Origin of the sequence: Gelidibacter sp., assembly GCF_039916245.1 — a bacterium.
Classification (GTDB): domain Bacteria; phylum Bacteroidota; class Bacteroidia; order Flavobacteriales; family Flavobacteriaceae; genus Gelidibacter.
Genome location: NZ_JBDSLS010000136.1, coordinates 1 through 16,669 on the forward strand (window position 1 = coordinate 1; position 16,669 = coordinate 16,669).

At 36.8% G+C, this 16,669-nt stretch carries 17 protein-coding genes and 1 other RNA gene; 9 read left to right on the forward strand and 9 right to left on the reverse strand.

The window, feature by feature from the left end:
• The 4 genes from ABIQ28_RS06940 to rlmD form a co-directional block, all read right to left on the reverse strand.
• Positions 1 to 525 carry a DinB family protein gene (locus ABIQ28_RS06940; protein ID WP_348036151.1) on the reverse strand — a complete coding sequence of 175 codons (525 nt, stop codon included), beginning with the start codon at positions 523 to 525 and terminating at the stop codon, positions 1 to 3.
• 64 nt (positions 526 to 589) lie between these two features.
• Positions 590 to 1,324 (reverse strand): DUF6048 family protein, encoded by a 735-nt coding sequence (locus ABIQ28_RS06945; RefSeq protein ID WP_348036152.1) that lies wholly within the window; start codon positions 1,322 to 1,324, stop codon positions 590 to 592.
• Complete coding sequence (locus tag ABIQ28_RS06950) at positions 1,296 to 1,814, reverse strand: DUF6452 family protein (RefSeq protein ID WP_348036153.1); 519 nt, start codon at positions 1,812 to 1,814, stop codon at positions 1,296 to 1,298. The genes ABIQ28_RS06945 and ABIQ28_RS06950 overlap by 29 nt, the downstream gene beginning before the upstream one ends.
• Before the next feature lie 103 nt (positions 1,815 to 1,917).
• Positions 1,918 to 3,327 (reverse strand): 23S rRNA (uracil(1939)-C(5))-methyltransferase RlmD, encoded by a 1,410-nt coding sequence (rlmD, locus tag ABIQ28_RS06955; RefSeq protein WP_348036154.1) that lies wholly within the window; start codon positions 3,325 to 3,327, stop codon positions 1,918 to 1,920.
• 314 nt (positions 3,328 to 3,641) lie between these two features.
• Here rlmD and rocD point away from each other — a divergent pair, with 314 nt between their 5' ends.
• Together rocD and ABIQ28_RS06965 are read left to right on the forward strand one after the other, a co-directional pair.
• Entirely contained in the window at positions 3,642 to 4,892 is a 1,251-nt protein-coding gene (gene rocD, locus ABIQ28_RS06960; RefSeq protein WP_348036155.1) for an ornithine--oxo-acid transaminase, read from the forward strand.
• Between the two features lie 2 nt (positions 4,893 to 4,894).
• Positions 4,895 to 5,341 (forward strand): DUF5362 family protein, encoded by a 447-nt coding sequence (locus ABIQ28_RS06965; protein ID WP_348036156.1) that lies wholly within the window; start codon positions 4,895 to 4,897, stop codon positions 5,339 to 5,341.
• A 67-nt stretch (positions 5,342 to 5,408) separates the two neighbouring features.
• Here ABIQ28_RS06965 and ABIQ28_RS06970 read toward each other — a convergent pair whose 3' ends face one another.
• Both ABIQ28_RS06970 and ABIQ28_RS06975 read right to left on the reverse strand, forming a co-directional pair.
• On the reverse strand, positions 5,409 to 5,744 hold the full coding sequence (locus ABIQ28_RS06970) for a CCC motif membrane protein (RefSeq protein WP_348036157.1): 336 nt from the start codon (positions 5,742 to 5,744) through the stop codon (positions 5,409 to 5,411).
• 12 nt (positions 5,745 to 5,756) lie between these two features.
• Entirely contained in the window at positions 5,757 to 6,056 is a 300-nt protein-coding gene (locus ABIQ28_RS06975; RefSeq protein ID WP_348036158.1) for a DUF2752 domain-containing protein, read from the reverse strand.
• A gap of 127 nt (positions 6,057 to 6,183) precedes the next feature.
• On the opposite strand from ABIQ28_RS06975, the gene ABIQ28_RS06980 reads away from it, so the two are divergent.
• Positions 6,184 to 6,375 (forward strand): hypothetical protein, encoded by a 192-nt coding sequence (locus ABIQ28_RS06980; protein ID WP_348036159.1) that lies wholly within the window; start codon positions 6,184 to 6,186, stop codon positions 6,373 to 6,375.
• 2 nt (positions 6,376 to 6,377) lie between these two features.
• Positions 6,378 to 6,932: a DNA mismatch repair protein MutS gene (locus ABIQ28_RS06985; protein WP_348036160.1), complete on the forward strand. Its 555-nt coding sequence runs from the start codon at positions 6,378 to 6,380 to the stop codon at positions 6,930 to 6,932.
• A 150-nt stretch (positions 6,933 to 7,082) separates the two neighbouring features.
• Here the strand turns inward: ABIQ28_RS06985 and ABIQ28_RS06990 are convergent, their stop codons facing one another.
• Positions 7,083 to 7,994, reverse strand: coding sequence for a hypothetical protein (locus ABIQ28_RS06990; protein WP_348036161.1), 912 nt, complete (start codon positions 7,992 to 7,994; stop codon positions 7,083 to 7,085).
• A 104-nt stretch (positions 7,995 to 8,098) separates the two neighbouring features.
• On the opposite strand from ABIQ28_RS06990, the gene ABIQ28_RS06995 reads away from it, so the two are divergent.
• The gene (locus ABIQ28_RS06995; RefSeq protein WP_348036162.1) at positions 8,099 to 9,241 is read left to right on the forward strand and encodes a cysteine desulfurase family protein; all 1,143 of its coding nucleotides are present in this window, start codon (positions 8,099 to 8,101) and stop codon (positions 9,239 to 9,241) included.
• A 366-nt stretch (positions 9,242 to 9,607) separates the two neighbouring features.
• Here the strand turns inward: ABIQ28_RS06995 and ABIQ28_RS07000 are convergent, their stop codons facing one another.
• Positions 9,608 to 12,070 carry a carboxypeptidase-like regulatory domain-containing protein gene (locus ABIQ28_RS07000; protein WP_348036163.1) on the reverse strand — a complete coding sequence of 821 codons (2,463 nt, stop codon included), beginning with the start codon at positions 12,068 to 12,070 and terminating at the stop codon, positions 9,608 to 9,610.
• Between the two features lie 12 nt (positions 12,071 to 12,082).
• Positions 12,083 to 13,768: a M23 family metallopeptidase gene (locus ABIQ28_RS07005; RefSeq protein ID WP_348036164.1), complete on the reverse strand. Its 1,686-nt coding sequence runs from the start codon at positions 13,766 to 13,768 to the stop codon at positions 12,083 to 12,085.
• A 408-nt stretch (positions 13,769 to 14,176) separates the two neighbouring features.
• Here ABIQ28_RS07005 and ABIQ28_RS07010 point away from each other — a divergent pair, with 408 nt between their 5' ends.
• From ABIQ28_RS07010 to rny, 4 genes are all read left to right on the forward strand, one after another.
• Complete coding sequence (locus ABIQ28_RS07010; RefSeq protein ID WP_348036165.1) at positions 14,177 to 14,467, forward strand: hypothetical protein; 291 nt, start codon at positions 14,177 to 14,179, stop codon at positions 14,465 to 14,467.
• Positions 14,468 to 14,489: 22 nt separating this feature from the next.
• On the forward strand, positions 14,490 to 14,783 hold the full coding sequence (locus ABIQ28_RS07015) for a cell division protein ZapA (protein ID WP_348036166.1): 294 nt from the start codon (positions 14,490 to 14,492) through the stop codon (positions 14,781 to 14,783).
• Between the two features lie 52 nt (positions 14,784 to 14,835).
• Positions 14,836 to 14,942: non-coding RNA, 6S RNA (gene ssrS, locus ABIQ28_RS07020), on the forward strand.
• Positions 14,943 to 15,076: 134 nt separating this feature from the next.
• Positions 15,077 to 16,654, forward strand: a complete 1,578-nt coding sequence (rny, locus tag ABIQ28_RS07025) for a ribonuclease Y (protein WP_348036167.1) — start codon at positions 15,077 to 15,079, stop codon at positions 16,652 to 16,654.
• Positions 16,655 to 16,669: the final 15 nt, after the last annotated feature.

Consider the following 16,669-nt stretch of genomic DNA (forward strand, 5'->3'; position numbering starts at 1 on the left):
TCAATACTTTTCTTGGAGTTGTTTGGTATGATGTTCCGCATGATAAGCCGTCCACATCAAAATTTCACGAATAGGCATTTTTCCCATAACTGGATGCGGAAGAACCAAGGTGTCCAAATTTCTGTCAGATATGCGTCGGATTTTATATTGTAACTTCTTGCTTTCTACTTGCAATCGGGTCAATAAATAGCGCTTATCTTGAAGTGTTGGAACTTTTAATTTTTTGGGAGGATTGGTTGAATACTTTTTAAATTCTTCCAACTGTTCGAGATAACTGCTCACGATGGTCTCATAATCCCGGATTTCGGCCGTGGTTGTTCCTAAAGTGTATTTGAACAAAAAGCGTGGCATACTCAAAACATCGTTTAAAGGTTTGATGCTTTTTAAAAGATGCAAGGCGTGCTGACCTGTAGTCCACTTATTTTCAGGCCCCAAAGTCCATTTGTCATTCTCTTGTTTTTCTAGCCAATCGAGAAGCGTGTGATACTTTTCTTCTAATAAATCGGCAATTTCATCTTGGTGCATATCCTATGATTAATATGCAAAAGTTAAGTAAATTTCTGAATAAATGGATGTGAAAGTATAGGAATTAATCGGCGACAGCTATTTTTTTGTTTTTCTTAAAAATAGGGATCAAATAGGAGACATTATAGCCAAATCCGAAACCAAACCGGCCACTATCAAAGGTTCTGTTAAATCCTGGGATATATAAATTTTCAAAATTGCTGGGTTGATCTTCGGATATCAAACCTTTAAGTTGGACATTAATCCCTACAAATAGATTAGTAAGAACTTCCGCCTTGATACCAATGGCCAATTCTAGCCAAATCGCTGATAAACCTTTGAATTCCTGTAAATCTGAAGATGTGAAAGGAGGGTAATATTGATCGGTCGTGTAAACTGTATAACTGTTCAGATTTTGACTAAAGGTGCTGGCGCCGACTCTCAAACCTGTATAAATAAGGTTTTCCATATCGAGCCAGTTTCTGTACATATTATAATCTATTCCAGCTTTAAAGTAACTGCCTTTAGCAGTCACATCTAAATAGTCATTTCTTAAAGTTCGTTGTTCTGTTCCTAATTCTCCAGCCAAATATAGCTTTTGGGTCAATCGGTAATCGCCGGAAATTTCAAAACCCTTGTAATCATCATCAATAAGCGTGCGCACCAATTTGCCTACGTCGCCACCTAAACGCAAACCATATTTTTGTTTGACGACAATGGTGTCATTTAGTTTATTGTCCTGGTTTTCCTGAGCAAATGATGTTAAAGGCAACACCATCAAGAGCATCAGGTTAATGATAAATATTGATCTGCGCTGCATTTTCATTGTTTATGGTGGTGTTAATAACTTCGACGTTGATAATCCAGTTGCTTGCGTCAGTTTCGCGAGTTGCACTAAGGTCATTAAAAATGGTTTTATAGCCACATGCTCTAGAAACATAAATAAGTTCAGGCGTATAAGTGACTTCGATAATATCAGTATTGGCTAGTGGAATCGAATCGGAATCTCTAGTTAACAGGAATTTGGTCGTGTTATTATTGTTCAAAGCATCCAGTCTTAAAGGTAATACGATGGAGTCTGTAGTCCTATCAAATACAATATTCTTCAAATCGTCTTCTGCTTTGACAGTCAAGTGTCTTACTGTTTTAGTCTCTGCTCTAGCATCAATATTATAAAAACGAATAATCAGATGCGGTGTAGTTGGGGTTGTAGAAGCGCAAATATCATCACGCTCACAACTCCATAGACTTGCTAAAATGAGAAATGAAAGGAGAACTTTTAAGGTCTTATGGGCTTTTTTATATTTCAATTTTCTGTTATTTCTTGTTAGAATTCAGTTGGCAGTTTTCAGTCGACAGTCTTCAGTCCTCAATTAGCAGTCAAAAATCGTTAATCAACAATCTTCAATCTTTCTATCTTTTTTCCAAAAGCACCACATTCTCTACATGGTGTGTTTGCGGAAACATATCAACAGGCTGCACTTTAGTCACTTTATAAAACTCTTTCATAAGCTCCAAATCCCTCGCTTGCGTCGCGCTGTTACAGCTGACATACACAACTTTAGCAGGAGCGATGTTGAGAATCTGTTGCACGACATCTTTATGCATCCCATCACGCGGTGGATCTGTAATAATCACATCGGGATGGCCATGTTGGCTGATGAAATCAGCATTAAATACATTTTTCATATCGCCCACATAAAACTCAACGTTGTCAATGCCGTTTAATTGTGCATTTTCCTTTGCAGCGGTTATGGCATCAGGAACAGATTCAACACCAATAACTTTTTTGGCGTTTTTAGCAACAAACTGAGCAATGGTTCCTGTACCCGTATATAAATCGTACACAAGTTCGTCGCCTTTTAGGTCGGCAAATTCGCGGGTTATTTTATAAAGTTCGTAAGCTTGCTCAGAATTGGTTTGGTAAAAAGATTTCGCATTGATTTTAAATTTCAAACCTTCCATTTCCTCATAGATATGATCTTCGCCTTTGTAGCAAATGACTTCCTGATCATAAATGGTATCATTCGCTTTACCATTGATAACGTATTGCAAGGAGGTTATTTCCGGGAATTTATCGCCAATATAATTCAATAGTATTTCACGGTTTGCTTTATCTTCCTTAAAAAACTGAAAAAGCACCATGATATCTCCAGTAGAAGAGGTGCGCAGCATCATCGTCCGTAAGAAACCGGTTTGATTACGCGTATTGAAAAACTCAAGACCATGTTTTACTGAAAACTTTTTAACTGCATTTCTAATCGCATTGGATGGATCAGCTTGCAACCAACATTTTTCAATGTCAAGAATTTTATCCCACATTCCTGGAATATGAAAACCTAAGGCGTTTTTATCACCTAAATCTTCAGTGGATCGAATTTCATCTAAAGTCAACCAGCGGCTGTCACTAAAAGAAAATTCCATCTTGTTTCGATAAAAATAATCTTTGGAAGAACCTAAAATAGGGGTTACCGGAGGAAGTTCTAAATGACCAATCCTTACCAGGTTGTTTTCAACCTCTTTTTGCTTGAAGTATAATTGGTGCTCATAGCCCATATCTTGCCACTTGCAACCGCCACAAACCCCAAAATGCTGGCATCTTGGTTCCACACGCTTATCTGAATATTCATGAAATTTTATGGCTTTTCCTTCATAAAAGGATTTGCGCTTCTTAAAAGTTTCAACATCGACCAGATCTCCTGGAACAACATTTTCCAAAAAAATGACCGCTCCATCTGGAGATTTTGCCACTGATTTTCCTTTTGCTCCAGCATCAACCACCAGAACATTCTCAAAGATTTGTTTTTTATTTCTTCTTCCCATGTCGCAAAAATAGTGAAACCAATTGCGATTTGCGAATTAGAAATTGCGATTTTGTCATTGGAAAATTAAATTCTTAAATGAAGCCTTAAAATCAGCTTTAAATATTTTTTGGAGGTCTAATTATTTCATAATTTTGGAGTTCTCAGGGATGATTTCTCTCCCACGCTGCTTTTTCGAGCAATATCGAAAGAATAAAGGTACAGAAGGAATGGTTATTTAACTCGCTCAGCGAGATGTAATTATTAATGTTTGCCACCGATTTCAGTTGTCAAACGATGTCTTTATGAGACATGAACCTTTTAAATTCTTATAAAATGGCTGTTTTAGACCAATTAACTTCGCAACAAGCGATCGATTTAGAAAACAAATATGGTGCACACAATTACCATCCACTACCTGTAGTATTGAGTAGAGGAGAAGGTGTGTATGTTTGGGATGTTGAAGGAAAAAGATATTACGATTTCCTGTCTGCTTATTCCGCTGTTAACCAAGGCCATTGTCATCCGGTAATTGTCAATGCGATGGTAAAACAGGCACAAACCTTAACCTTAACCTCACGTGCGTTTTACAATGATATGTTAGGGAAATTTGAAGCCTATGCCACCAAATATTTTGGATATGACAAAGTGTTGCCTATGAATACAGGTGCAGAAGCTGTAGAAACGGCACTTAAAATATGTAGAAAATGGGCCTATGAAGTGAAAGGTATTGCTGATCATCAAGCCGAAATAATTGTTTGTAAAAATAATTTCCATGGAAGGACGACGACGATAATTTCGTTTTCAAATGATCCGGTAGCGCGTAAAAACTTTGGGCCTTTTACGGAAGGTTTTATAAAAATTGAATATGATAATCTACAAGCACTAGAAGATACATTAAAGAACCATCCAAACGTTGCAGGATTTTTAGTAGAACCTATTCAAGGCGAAGCGGGCGTATATGTGCCAAGTGAAGGGTATTTGTCAAAAGCGAAAGCGTTATGTGAACAATACAACGTTTTATTTATGGCCGATGAAGTACAAACCGGAATCGGCAGAACTGGAAAGCTTTTAGCGGTAGATCACGAAAATGTAAAACCGGACATTTTAATTTTAGGGAAAGCCTTAAGTGGTGGCGCCTATCCGGTAAGTGCGGTATTGGCTGCTGATGCGATTATGAATGTGATTCAACCCGGTAACCACGGCAGTACTTTTGGCGGAAATCCTGTAGCTGCAGCTGTTGCAATGGCTGCTTTGGATGTGATCAAAGATGAACACTTAGCGGAGAACGCCGAAAAACTAGGACAGATTTTTAGAAGTGAACTGAATGCTTATATCAAAACAAGTAGCATTGTGCAATTGGTAAGAGGCAAAGGCTTGCTCAATGCCATTGTTATTAATGATGATGAGTATAGTGATACCGCTTGGAATATTTGTTTGGCCTTGCGCGATAACGGATTATTGGCAAAACCAACCCATGGTAACATCATTCGTTTTGCGCCACCATTAGTAATGACCGAAGAACAGCTTTTAGACTGTGTCAGCATTATTAAAAGGACACTTCAACAATTCGAAACCAATTCGTAATTATGGAAGAAAAATCGGCTTTTGACACTTTTGAATTGAATCTTCCGCCTGCAATATTAGGATTTTTAAAGGAAACTTCTACCTGGACTTATATTTTATCAATTATAGGTTTTATAGGTATTGGTTTGATGATTTTGGCTGGTATAATTTTCAGTATTACTATGGGAGGCATGCTTGGCGGCAATCCTTATGAGAGTTTAGGCATTGATATGTCTTATTTTGGAATGATCTATATTTTACTGGGATTGATTTACTTTCTTCCCGTGATGTATCTTTTTAATTTTTCAAGAAAAATGAAGCGTGCTTTAAGTCTCAACACTAATGAAGATTTGACTGCTGCATTTTCTAACTTGAAATCACATTATAAGTTCTTGGGTGTTTTTACGATTGTCATTATCAGTTTGTATGTTTTGATTGTAGTGATTGCCATGATTTCAGCAACAATGTAAATTGTGAAAAAACGGATAAAAAAAGCGACTAAAATTTTTAGTCGCTTTTTTTATGTCTGAATGGAAATTATTCTACCACACCTTCATTAAGACCTTTCATCCACTGTTCCTGCATGTCTTGAATCCCCTCGGTTCCTAAGCTGACGTACATCCAAATCACTGTTATCAAGAAAATAGCATTTAATATAACACCGATTATAGCAAGGATTTTTCCTGTTTTTACATTTTGAAATCCAGTGTATAATTCTGGGTTTGTCGCATAAAGAGCAGTCGCTTTATTGGCCAGAACTATAGCGATGATGCCTAAAGGCAAGCCAATAATACCATAGCAGCAGCAGGTAACTATAGATAAGATTCCAAAGACTAAAATAAGGGTTGCGTTCGGGAGTTGTTGTTTTTCCATGTGATTGGATTTTTAGTGGTTTATTTTGATTAGATAACTGGTAACTACGATAATAACATTTAAGACAATTAAACCCATCTTGATGTTATAATCATATTTGAACTTTTTAAAGAGGTTAAATATAAGAAAAAGCGCCAATAAAAAAAGTGTGTAAATCGCGGGGTAAATTTTAAAAGCCAGCAAAAACTCACCTTTAAATAGAAACAATGTGGAGCGTTGAATACCACAACCCAAGCACTCTATCCCAAAGAGTTGTTTGTTGAGACAAGGCAACATGAAGTCTTCGGGATTGATGAAATTGTAAAAAGTCATGCACAAATGTATAAAAAGAAAGGACTTATCAAATAGAATTTTTAAGCTTAGATTTGCCAAAAATCAAAGGTATTTCGATTCAAAATGTTTAATTTCGTCATTTCGTGTAAATAACTTATTTATGAATATGTCAAGAGTAATCAATGTTCTATTAATAATTATTGGTGGTTTTATTGCCATTTATGCCAAGGCTGGAGTAGAGCAAAATCAATATGTACTGATTGGAGGCATTATGATTTTGATGATGGGCGTGTACCGCATTTCAAAAAGGATTCCGAGTAAATACGATCAAGAAACACCTTCTGATAACGAAGATTAGTCATGAATTTTAAAAAAGGAGATAAGGTAACTGTTTTGGACGAAGCCATTTCTGGAACGGTTTCAAAAATTGACGGCTCAACCATTTTTATTGAGACCGAAGATGGCTTTCTTATGGATTTTAATGCCAACGAATTGCTCAAAATGGAAGGGAAGGACACTTTGAAATCCAATATTTTTACTGAGCATTCGGTGCGCGAAGTGCTTTCCGAAAAGGAGCAGCACATCAAACGGAAATCTGTAAAGGTAAAACCGAAAGAGCGCAACCAGCCTACCATGGAAGTGGATTTGCATATTCATAATCTCACAGATAACCAGCGAAATTTATCCAATTTTGATATGTTGACCTTACAATTAAATACGGCTACACGACAATTGGATTTTGCCATCAGCAAACGCATTCAAAAAATTGTGTTTATTCACGGCGTTGGCGAAGGCATTCTTAAAATGGAACTGGAAACACTTTTTAGTCGTTATGACAATATAAAATTCTACGATGCCGATTTCCAGAAATATGGATTAGGAGCGATGGAAGTCTATATCTATCAAAATGGATAGGCCTTAACGGCTTTCTGTTGTTGCCATAATCCATCTGTTTTCCAATAAGTTTCACAATTTTGAACGCACTTTAGGTTCCTAATAGCCTTTAGGATAAAGCCTTCGCGACTATTTTTCTGAAAAAATAGGTTGCGAGAATATCGAGATTTTTTAGTCACTTTCAATCATGATACTGTAAGTGTAGGTTCCAAATTCAATTTCAGTTAAGCTAATAACATCCAAGTTGACATTATTAATATAAAACTTGATCGTGTAGGTGCGTTTGTATCTGTTTTTATTGAGTTTTTGATAATCGTAAGTATCCTTGGCTTCTTTGTCAAGATATCTTGGAACTCCAGGCGTAGGAGAACTACTATCACGATCGTCCATAGGATTTCCATTTAAATTTGCGTCTTCGTGACGTGTCAAAACACCGTCGCCGTCGTCGTCATTATCTAAATAATCAGGAATGCCATCGCCATCTGTATCTTGCGCTTTGGAAAGACCATCAATTTTATTGTAATTGTGTTTTTCATCTTTAGTTAACACATTATCGTTATCATCATCCGCATCTAAATAGTCAGGAATGCCATCGCCGTCAGAATCGGTTGGATTTGTTGCAGGATTGTTATCGCCATCTAAATTGGCATCTTCTACGTCTGCAGGAATGCCGTCATCGTCATCATCAACATAAGTTGTGATAATAGTGACGGTACCAGAATTTGCCGCATAATCTTTAAGAATATGGGTAGTGGCATCAGGCAATAGATTACAAATTAAATTTTCAGGACTGCCATCATAAGTACGGTAATTGAATAGGGTAGTCGTACCATTAATGGTCAAAGTGGTTTTGTAATTATTTTTCGGAGGATTGAAAATGGAGTCAGTTCTGGAGTTTTTTGGAAATATTAAGCTTAAAGACTCTGAAGGATTTTTTTTGGTGTCATATAAAAAGTAATTCCCAGCACTTAAATTGCATATAGACAGCTCTTTATCAAAATCCAATTTCACATCAATGACGTCGCCATCATCACAAGCAGAAACCAACAAACAAAAGCATAATAAGTACAGTAATTTTTGCATTTCAAACAATTTAGCAACAAAAATAAGGCATTTGGTAATTTATAAGGTCGCATCTACGAAATAATTTTATTTGGAGTATTTTTGCTTTTTGAAAGGAATTTAGAATGAGACAAGTATATTTTGATAATGCAGCAACAACCCCAATGCGTGATGCTGTTATTGATCGTATGACGCAGGTTATGCGCTCACAATATGGCAATGCATCCTCAACACACAGCATGGGACGTTCTGCCAAATCGTTAATTGAAACCTCCAGAAAAAAAATTGCGTCATTTTTTAATGTCAATGCCTCTGAGATTGTCTTTACAGCTGGTGGTACGGAAGCGGACAATTTGGTTTTGCGAAGTGCGGTCCGGGATTTGGGGGTTACTGAAGTCATTACCAGTAAATTAGAACATCATGCCGTTTTGCACACGGTCGAGCATCTTCAGAGCGAATATGGCATTACCATTAGCTATGTAAAATTGCTCGAAAACGGTGTAATTGACTTGCATGATTTGGAGCGTTTATTACAATCTTCCAACAAGAAACTGGTCAGTTTGATGCATGTCAATAATGAAATTGGGAATAAATTGGATCTTAAAAAAGTGGCAGATCTTTGTAAAAAGAATAACACTTTATTTCATAGTGATACGGTGCAATCAGTAGGGCATTATCAATTGGATTTACAAACCATTCCCGTGGATTTTATAGCAGCAAGTGCGCATAAGTTTCATGGTCCAAAAGGCGTTGGTTTTGCTTTTATGCGAAAAGGTTCAGGCCTCAAAGCTTCTATATATGGCGGCGAGCAGGAGCGTGGGTATCGCGCAGGTACCGAAAGCATTCATAATATAGTAGGCATGGAAGAAGCTCTGAAATTAAGCTATGCCAATTTAGAACAAGAGCAGAGTCAAATCCTCGAATTAAAAAATTATTTTATTGATCGATTAAAAGCGTTGTCTCCAAATATGGCATTTAACGGCAACTGTGAAAATCCGGATCAGAGCACTTATACTTTGATTAATGTGTGTTTGCCAATTGCTCCAGCAAAAGGAGGAATGCTTCATTTTCAGTTGGATTTGAAAGGAATAGCCTGTTCTAAAGGTTCAGCGTGTCAAAGTGGGAGCAATCAAAATTCGCACGTGCTTTCTGAAATATTAAGTGCCGAAAATTTAATGAAACCTTCCGTGAGATTTTCATTCTCTAGTTTCAATACCAAAGAAGATGTGGATTACGTGATTGATATCTTAAAAGAATTTGTTGAATAAAAATTACTTTATCCGCTTTTATAGGAATTTATAATTGAAACGCAGACCTGCCCTTCAGTTCTGGCTGGTGATGCTGATTTTTACAGATTTTCACTGATTTCAATTAGATTCAAATAACACAAAATCTCATAAAACACTCTTTGGGAATTAGGTATTTAGTTTTTGGATTTTTCAATGGAACGCTGATGACGCTGATTTTTTATGATTTGCACTGATTTTATAGACATGTGCATAAAGTTGTCGAGATCACTAATTCACACGAAAGTATATATTACTACATTAAGAAATTCGTATACAATTATGCAACTCTGCGTCTCCGCGGCTCCGCGAGAGAATATTTGCGGCTCCGCGAGAGAAAGATAGAACCTAAAGTCTCATCGATACCCGCACATTAAACACCCGCGGGCTCAAGTAATTAGGAATCGCATATTGACGTTTGCTATACACATCCCGTACCCAAGTATTCGTGATGGAGTTTTGCACATCAAACATGTTAAACACTTCCACGCCAACGGTCAATTCTTTAAACATGCTTTTCCATTGGGCATTATCGGCTACTTCTCCAACGATAACAACATAAGAAAAACCGACATCAGCACGCTTATAAGCCCGTAGTCGGTTTTGATACTGATAAGGATCGGCGTAACTAGGAGAACCTCCAGGAACTCCTGTATTGTATACTAAATTCAGATACACTTTCAATGCAGGAATGTTGGGTACATAATCCTGAAACAAAACTCCGAATTTTAAACGCTGATCGGTTGGTCTTGCAATATAGCCTTGGTTTTCAATGTTTTCTTCGGTTTTTAAATACCCAAAACTAAACCAAGACTCCGTGCCTGGCACGAATTCGCCATTCAATCTTAAATCTAAACCATAGGCATAAGCTTCCGCGTTATTTCTGGCACGATAACGAATCCTAACATTTTCTAAAGTATAAGGATTCACATCAGTCATATGTTTATAATAGGCTTCTGAAACCAATTTAAAAGGACGATCCCACATTTTAAAACTGTATTCATTGCCAACAACAAGATGTATTGATTTTTGAGCCTTCACATCAGGTCTTACAGTACCGGATGAATCTCTAAGTTCTCTATAAAAAGGCGGTTGGTAGTACAAGCCACCAGCCACTCTAAAAAGCATGTCCTTCTCCCAATCTGGTTTGATGGCAAATTGCGCTCTCGGACTAAAAACGGCTTGCGTTTTACTTTCAATCCCATCGCCATTTACCGTCCAGTTATGCGCTCGAACTCCAAAATTATAAAACACCTCATTGTTCCCTAATTCTGAACGTTTGCTCCATTGGGCATACGCTTGAAAGCGGTCAATTTGCACATAATTGGTAGCGCGTACATTCTGAAAAGCAACCAAAGGTCCTTGATAGGGCAGATAAGGTTGATCATTGAAGAAGCCTAATTTTGGTGGATTAATGGAAAAACCAGCGGAATCAATCACTTCCCATTCTACCAAACGATCACGGATATCTTCATGTGTATATTTTATGGACCATTCAAAGGTGTTATTATCAATCTGATAATCGCCTTTATGCTCAACGTTCATGATTAAGGCGTCCAAATCATTTCGACCATGGGTTAATTGGGAACCGATACCTTCGCTAAATTCAACTTTGCCTAAATTTTCATCGCCAATATTGCTGTTTACCTCACCCAAGCGGTATTGCGACAAAATATCAAAATACTCTTCTTCTGTGGTGTGAAATGTGGAGGCAATCAATTTTAAGGTTAAATCCTCACTGGCAAAATAATTCGCTTTAAAGGCTCCAAAATACGTGTTGTACGCATCTTTTTCCTGGCCTTCATAATACACCAATAAAGCCATCGGATTGGCTATGGTTCCAAAATTGGTTTGTCTGTTTCTAGGTTGGAAATCATAGGTATTGCTGGAGATATTACCTAAAAAGTTGACCTGGAATTTATCGGTAAACTTATAGGTCAAATACGTTTGGATGTCTGCAAATACGGGTTTTACATTCCCTTCAGTTTCTAAGGAGTTTAGCACTAAACTATTGTCTCTGTAGCGCAACCCAATAATGCCCGATAATTTTGAATCTTTTGATACCGCTTCCGCAGAAATGCTACCGCCTAATAACGAAATGTCGGCATTCATGCCAAATTTCATCGGATTTCGATAGGTTATATCTAACACTGAAGATAGTTTATCGCCATATTTCGCTTGAAATCCGCCTGCCGTAAAATCGACGTTTTGCACCAGATCAGAATTGACAAAACTTAAGCCTTCTTGCTGTCCAGAGCGTACCAAAAATGGTCTGTACACTTCAATGTCATTGACGTAAACTAGATTCTCATCAAAATTACCACCGCGCACCGAATACTGAGTACTCAATTCGTTGGAAATATTGACTCCTGGTAAAGTTTTTAAAATATTTTCAACGCCAGGTTGTGCACCTTTGATCGAGCGAAGTAAGGCAGGAGCAATGGTGGTCACGCCATCTACAGATTGTCGATGTGTACTATTAATGATAACCGTTGCAATTTGCTCGACATTTAAATTCATTACCGGATTGAACTCTATTTCCTGCCCGTTTTTAAGACTGAATTTTGCGACCACACGTTTGTATGAAATATGGGTGAATTCAACAGTGAGATTAACATGTATGGGAACTTTTAATTCATAAAAACCATTGTCATTAGTCGTTGTTCCCGAGTTGTCCGATTTAATGCTGACATTGGAAACGGGCATATTAGCTTCATCCAAAATAATTCCCCTAATCGTTGCGGTTTGTGACCATCCCAAAAATGGAAGTATTATAAGGACGAAACGCAAAAAGTGAGCATATAGTTTCAAATGGTTGGTGTTTTATTTTCTGAAAAAAGTTGCTTCAAATGTAGAACTATTTCCAACATTATCTGTGACCACGAGTTTCAATTCATTTTTGGTGTCTGTCGCCACATTGTCATTAAAATCAAAGGTCAAGGTATTGGTCTTGTACTCATATTCCACCAAAATCCATTTTCCATTAATGGTAGCTCTATAATTACTGATACCTGAAAGATCATCCGTGATTTTGAATTTAAGATAACGGAAATTGCTCAACCATTTCCCATCCTGAAAGTTGGTTGCGGAAATTTTTGGCCCTTGTGTATCTCTAACCAAGGTATAAGTTCCTAAAGCGTTTGAGGATGCTGATAATATATTGCCGTTTCTTTTGGTATTGAGATAACTCGGGTATCTTTTATTGCCAATCAATTCGGCAATATAAAGTTTGTCTTTATCGGCATCCTTATGGTTGCTGACATCATATTGTATGTTCACATTTTTTTGAAGCGGGATGATATCCTTATGCAAATAAAGTGTGTCATTGCTGACTTTAAAATCAATAAAAGTGTCCTCATAAAAGCTGTTGGAAGGAAAATAAACGGTCACATTTTTTTCGTTCAAATTCGTGGGGTGCTCAGAGAAAATATAGGTTTTGGTACTTGTATCAACAACTTTAGGTGCTTTGGACATTTTTTTCCCATTAATAGGAATCGTAACCCACGACTCGTTGCCATGAAAATCTTTAATTTTGATTTTATACACTGAAGCCGTGCTGTCGGTTATAGCAACATAGCCATCATTATCCAAATGATTATAAAGACTCAGCACATTTCCTTTTTCCACAAACAACTTCTGAACCCAACTTCTTTTAGTTTTCAACAGCTCATAATCAATAAATCTGTTGATATGTCGGGTTTCAGTGAATGCAAATCGGTTAAAATCCATTTCAAACTTTTTGTTCCCATTATAAAAAGTTGTCAACCCATTGATACCATTCTGATTAACCGCTAAATCCTGTTGGTCATAACTAATCACGCCAAAGCCTATATCGCCATAAGCATTAATACTTTCAACCGTATAATCTTTGTTTTTGTTTGGGATGAGACGCAGTTCAACGCGACCACTTTGACCATTTACAAAAGAATCATCGTTTTTGGTATAGGCGTAAACAGTGGTGACGAAAGGTATTTTTTTGTCTTGGATTTTAAATCCGAAAAGTAAGGGATTGAGCACGCGTTCTTGCTGATCTCTAATCTCAAAATGCAAATGCGGTCCGCCAGAACTTCCCGTATTACCAGAATAGGCAATGATTTCATCCGCTTTAACTTTTATTTCATCAACCGCGGGAATTATTTCAACCTCATAGGATTCATCATGATATTGCTTCGCTTTTACATAAGCTTCAATGATGGGCGCATAACTTGATAAATGGCCATAAACAGAAGTATAACCATTGGGATGTGTAATATAAATCACTTTTCCGTAACCATAATGAGACACTTTAATACGACTTACATAACCTTCAGCAACGGTATACACATTGAGACCTTCTCTTTGTTGGGTTTTGATATCCATACCGGCATGAAAGTGATTGGTTCTCAGCTCGGCAAAGGTTCCGGAAGGAATCAATTCAATGTCTAAAGGACTTCTGAAATAATCTTGAGGATAGTCAACTTGTGAAAAGGCAAATGTGGTAAAAAACAGGGATAAAAAAAGAAACTTCATAGCTAGATTTGAATGGCTAAAAATATTAAAAAAAGTTAGGAGTGCCTAAAGTTTGAAGGCTTTAAAGTTAGTCGTGGTTAAATAGTTTTGTTCGATTTGAAACTGATGGATAAAAACGAGTTTTTTAGGTTTTAATTGTTAGAACGTATCAACTTATTGCCATCGAATGTATATAACTCGAAACTTAAAAGTGCACTTAAAGCAATCCGATTTACAGGTACAACCTTGCCATCATAAAGCGAAATGACAACACTTTTTTAATCTTTTTGAGGTCGTTAGCTAATTGATTATTAGATGTTTAAGTTACCTCACCTCACTTGTTGCTTATTTTTTCAAAATTTTTGATAAAACTATTGTGATTTCTGCTCAGGTATGTTAACTTTGTTACATCAGTATTGAAATTTGTAAATGGGTAAATTTGAGGATATTGTTGATTCTTTAGAGAATAAGATCAGTAAAGTTTTACACAAGCAAGAGGTTTTAAAACAAACCAATGCGAAGCTGTCTGAAGAATTGGCCGTTTATCAGCAAAAGATTATTCAACAACAGGAAGCATTGCGTTCTTGGATTGAGAAATATGAAGCTCTTAAAATTGCAAATTCAATGTTGGGCAGTGATGAAAATAAACGAGAGACAAAGCTCAAGATAAATACATTAATAAAAGATATAGATCATTGTATAGCACAATTATCTCAGTAATGTAATTTAAGTATAGTATTTAATGTCAGAACAGCTAAAGATTAAGCTTTCCATAGCGAACAGAATGTATCCATTGACGATTGCACCTGATCAGGAAGAAGGATTGCGAAAAGCCGCTAAGAATATTGAAGCTATGATTAATCAGTTTGAGCAAAATTATTCCGTTAGAGATAAACAAGATGTTTTAGCCATGTGTGCTTTACAATTTGCGTCTCAAGTGGAACAAAAAGCAATAGATAAAGACAATGTTAGTGAAGATGTTAAAAATAGATTAACCGCTTTGGACGATCTTCTTCATTCACATTTAAGCTCTTAACGTTCTTTTAAATAAATAGGTTACTGCCTACATTAGTTAATTTTTTTGATAAACTCAACGTTAATTCTTTAAAAAGGGTGAGTTTAAGTTGTAAAAATGAGCTGCCTTGAGCAGATTTTTGATCAGCTTGTTAGCCCTATACTTGTTTTTAAGGGGTTTATACAAAATTCGAAACTGATGTAGGCTTTTTTTTTGGTTAAATTTCACAGCTTTTAAAAGAGGTGTGTGATTAGGCCAGCCCCGTTTTAATGGGATGTTTGAATTTTTTCAATTTTTTTTAAACTAAACTAAACATGGATACGAACACAATTTTATTAATTGTTGGTGGCGTAGTATTAGGCGTAATACTAGGATATATTGTAGCAAAAACACTGGAAAGAAGCAATGCTTCTAAACTTATTCAAAATGCAAAGGAGGAAGCGAATTCCATTATAAGACAAGCGAATTCAGAAGGTGAAACCACAAAAAAAGATAAGCTTCTGCAAGCCAAAGAGAAATTCATTGAGTTGAAATCTGAGCACGAGAAAACTATTCTATCCCGTGATAGAAAAATAGCCGAAGCTGAAAAGAGAACGCGTGACAAAGAATCTCAAGTGTCTAATGAATTGGCTAAAAACAAGAAATTATCTCAAGAAATAGAAGAGAAAATCAAGGATTACGATTTTCGCTTGGAGTTTTTAGAAAAGAAGAAAGATGAAGTTGACAAGGCTCATAAAAACCAAGTAAAACAACTTGAAGTTATTTCGGGATTGTCTGCTGAAGATGCTAAAGCACAGCTGGTAGATTCACTTAAAAATGAAGCTAAGTCTGATGCCATGGCCTACATTCAGGATACCTTGGAAGAGGCAAAACTTACGGCACAGCAAGAAGCTAAGAAAATCATTATAAATACCATTCAGCGTATTGGTACGGAAGAAGCGATTGATAACTGTGTTTCTGTATTTAATATTGAATCCGATGATGTTAAAGGTCGTATTATTGGACGTGAAGGTCGAAATATTCGTGCGATAGAAGCGGCTACAGGTGTTGAAATCATTGTAGATGATACCCCGGAAGCCATTATTCTTTCGTGCTTTGATTCTGTAAGACGTGAAGTTGCACGTTTATCGCTTCATAAATTAGTGACGGATGGAAGAATCCATCCAGCTAAAATTGAAGAGGTTGTCGAAAAAACTAAAAAGCAAATAGAACAAGAGATTATTGAAGTTGGTAAACGTACCGTAATTGATTTGGGAATTCATGGACTGCATCCTGAGTTGATTAAATTGGTGGGACGTATGAAATACCGTTCTTCTTATGGTCAAAACTTATTACAGCATTCACGTGAAGTTGCTAAACTTTGTGGCGTGATGGCTGCGGAACTGGGGTTAAATGCTAAAGTCGCCAAACGTGCTGGATTACTTCATGATATTGGCAAAGTGCCAGATTCAGAAGCCGATATGGAAACGCCACACGCTATTTTAGGTATGCAATGGGCTGAAAAATATGGTGAAAAACCAGAAGTTTGTAACGCCATTGGAGCGCATCACGACGAAATTGAAATGACCACTTTATTGGCGCCAATCGTTCAGGTATGTGATGCTATTTCAGGAGCAAGACCAGGTGCAAGACGTCAGGTTTTAGATTCTTATATCCAACGTTTAAAAGACTTGGAAGATGTTGCGTTTGGATTTAATGGCGTGAATAAAGCTTATGCTATTCAGGCAGGACGTGAATTGAGAGTATTGGTAGAGAGTGATCGTGTTTCTGACGAACAGGCGGCTAATTTATCGTTTGAGATTTCTCAGAAAATACAAACAGATATGACGTATCCAGGACAGGTTAAAGTAACCGTAATACGAGAAACAAGAGCGGTTAATATTGCGAAATAAACACCGCTTTTAATG

Bases quoted from the DNA above. Each gene is read 5' to 3' on its own strand.
- ABIQ28_RS06940 (WP_348036151.1), bottom strand. From the start codon at position 525: ATGCACCAAGATGAAATTGCCGATTTATTAGAAGAAAAGTATCACACG.
- ABIQ28_RS06945 (WP_348036152.1), bottom strand. From the start codon at position 1,324: ATGCAGCGCAGATCAATATTTATCATTAACCTGATGCTCTTGATGGTG.
- rlmD (WP_348036154.1), bottom strand. From the start codon at position 3,327: ATGGGAAGAAGAAATAAAAAACAAATCTTTGAGAATGTTCTGGTGGTT.
- rocD (WP_348036155.1), top strand. From the start codon at position 3,642: ATGGCTGTTTTAGACCAATTAACTTCGCAACAAGCGATCGATTTAGAA.
- ABIQ28_RS06965 (WP_348036156.1), top strand. From the start codon at position 4,895: ATGGAAGAAAAATCGGCTTTTGACACTTTTGAATTGAATCTTCCGCCT.
- ABIQ28_RS06970 (WP_348036157.1), bottom strand. From the start codon at position 5,744: ATGGAAAAACAACAACTCCCGAACGCAACCCTTATTTTAGTCTTTGGA.
- ABIQ28_RS06975 (WP_348036158.1), bottom strand. From the start codon at position 6,056: ATGACTTTTTACAATTTCATCAATCCCGAAGACTTCATGTTGCCTTGT.
- ABIQ28_RS06980 (WP_348036159.1), top strand. From the start codon at position 6,184: ATGTCAAGAGTAATCAATGTTCTATTAATAATTATTGGTGGTTTTATT.
- ABIQ28_RS06985 (WP_348036160.1), top strand. From the start codon at position 6,378: ATGAATTTTAAAAAAGGAGATAAGGTAACTGTTTTGGACGAAGCCATT.
- ABIQ28_RS06990 (WP_348036161.1), bottom strand. From the start codon at position 7,994: ATGCAAAAATTACTGTACTTATTATGCTTTTGTTTGTTGGTTTCTGCT.
- ABIQ28_RS06995 (WP_348036162.1), top strand. From the start codon at position 8,099: ATGAGACAAGTATATTTTGATAATGCAGCAACAACCCCAATGCGTGAT.
- ABIQ28_RS07005 (WP_348036164.1), bottom strand. From the start codon at position 13,768: ATGAAGTTTCTTTTTTTATCCCTGTTTTTTACCACATTTGCCTTTTCA.
- ABIQ28_RS07010 (WP_348036165.1), top strand. From the start codon at position 14,177: ATGGGTAAATTTGAGGATATTGTTGATTCTTTAGAGAATAAGATCAGT.
- ABIQ28_RS07015 (WP_348036166.1), top strand. From the start codon at position 14,490: ATGTCAGAACAGCTAAAGATTAAGCTTTCCATAGCGAACAGAATGTAT.
- rny (WP_348036167.1), top strand. From the start codon at position 15,077: ATGGATACGAACACAATTTTATTAATTGTTGGTGGCGTAGTATTAGGC.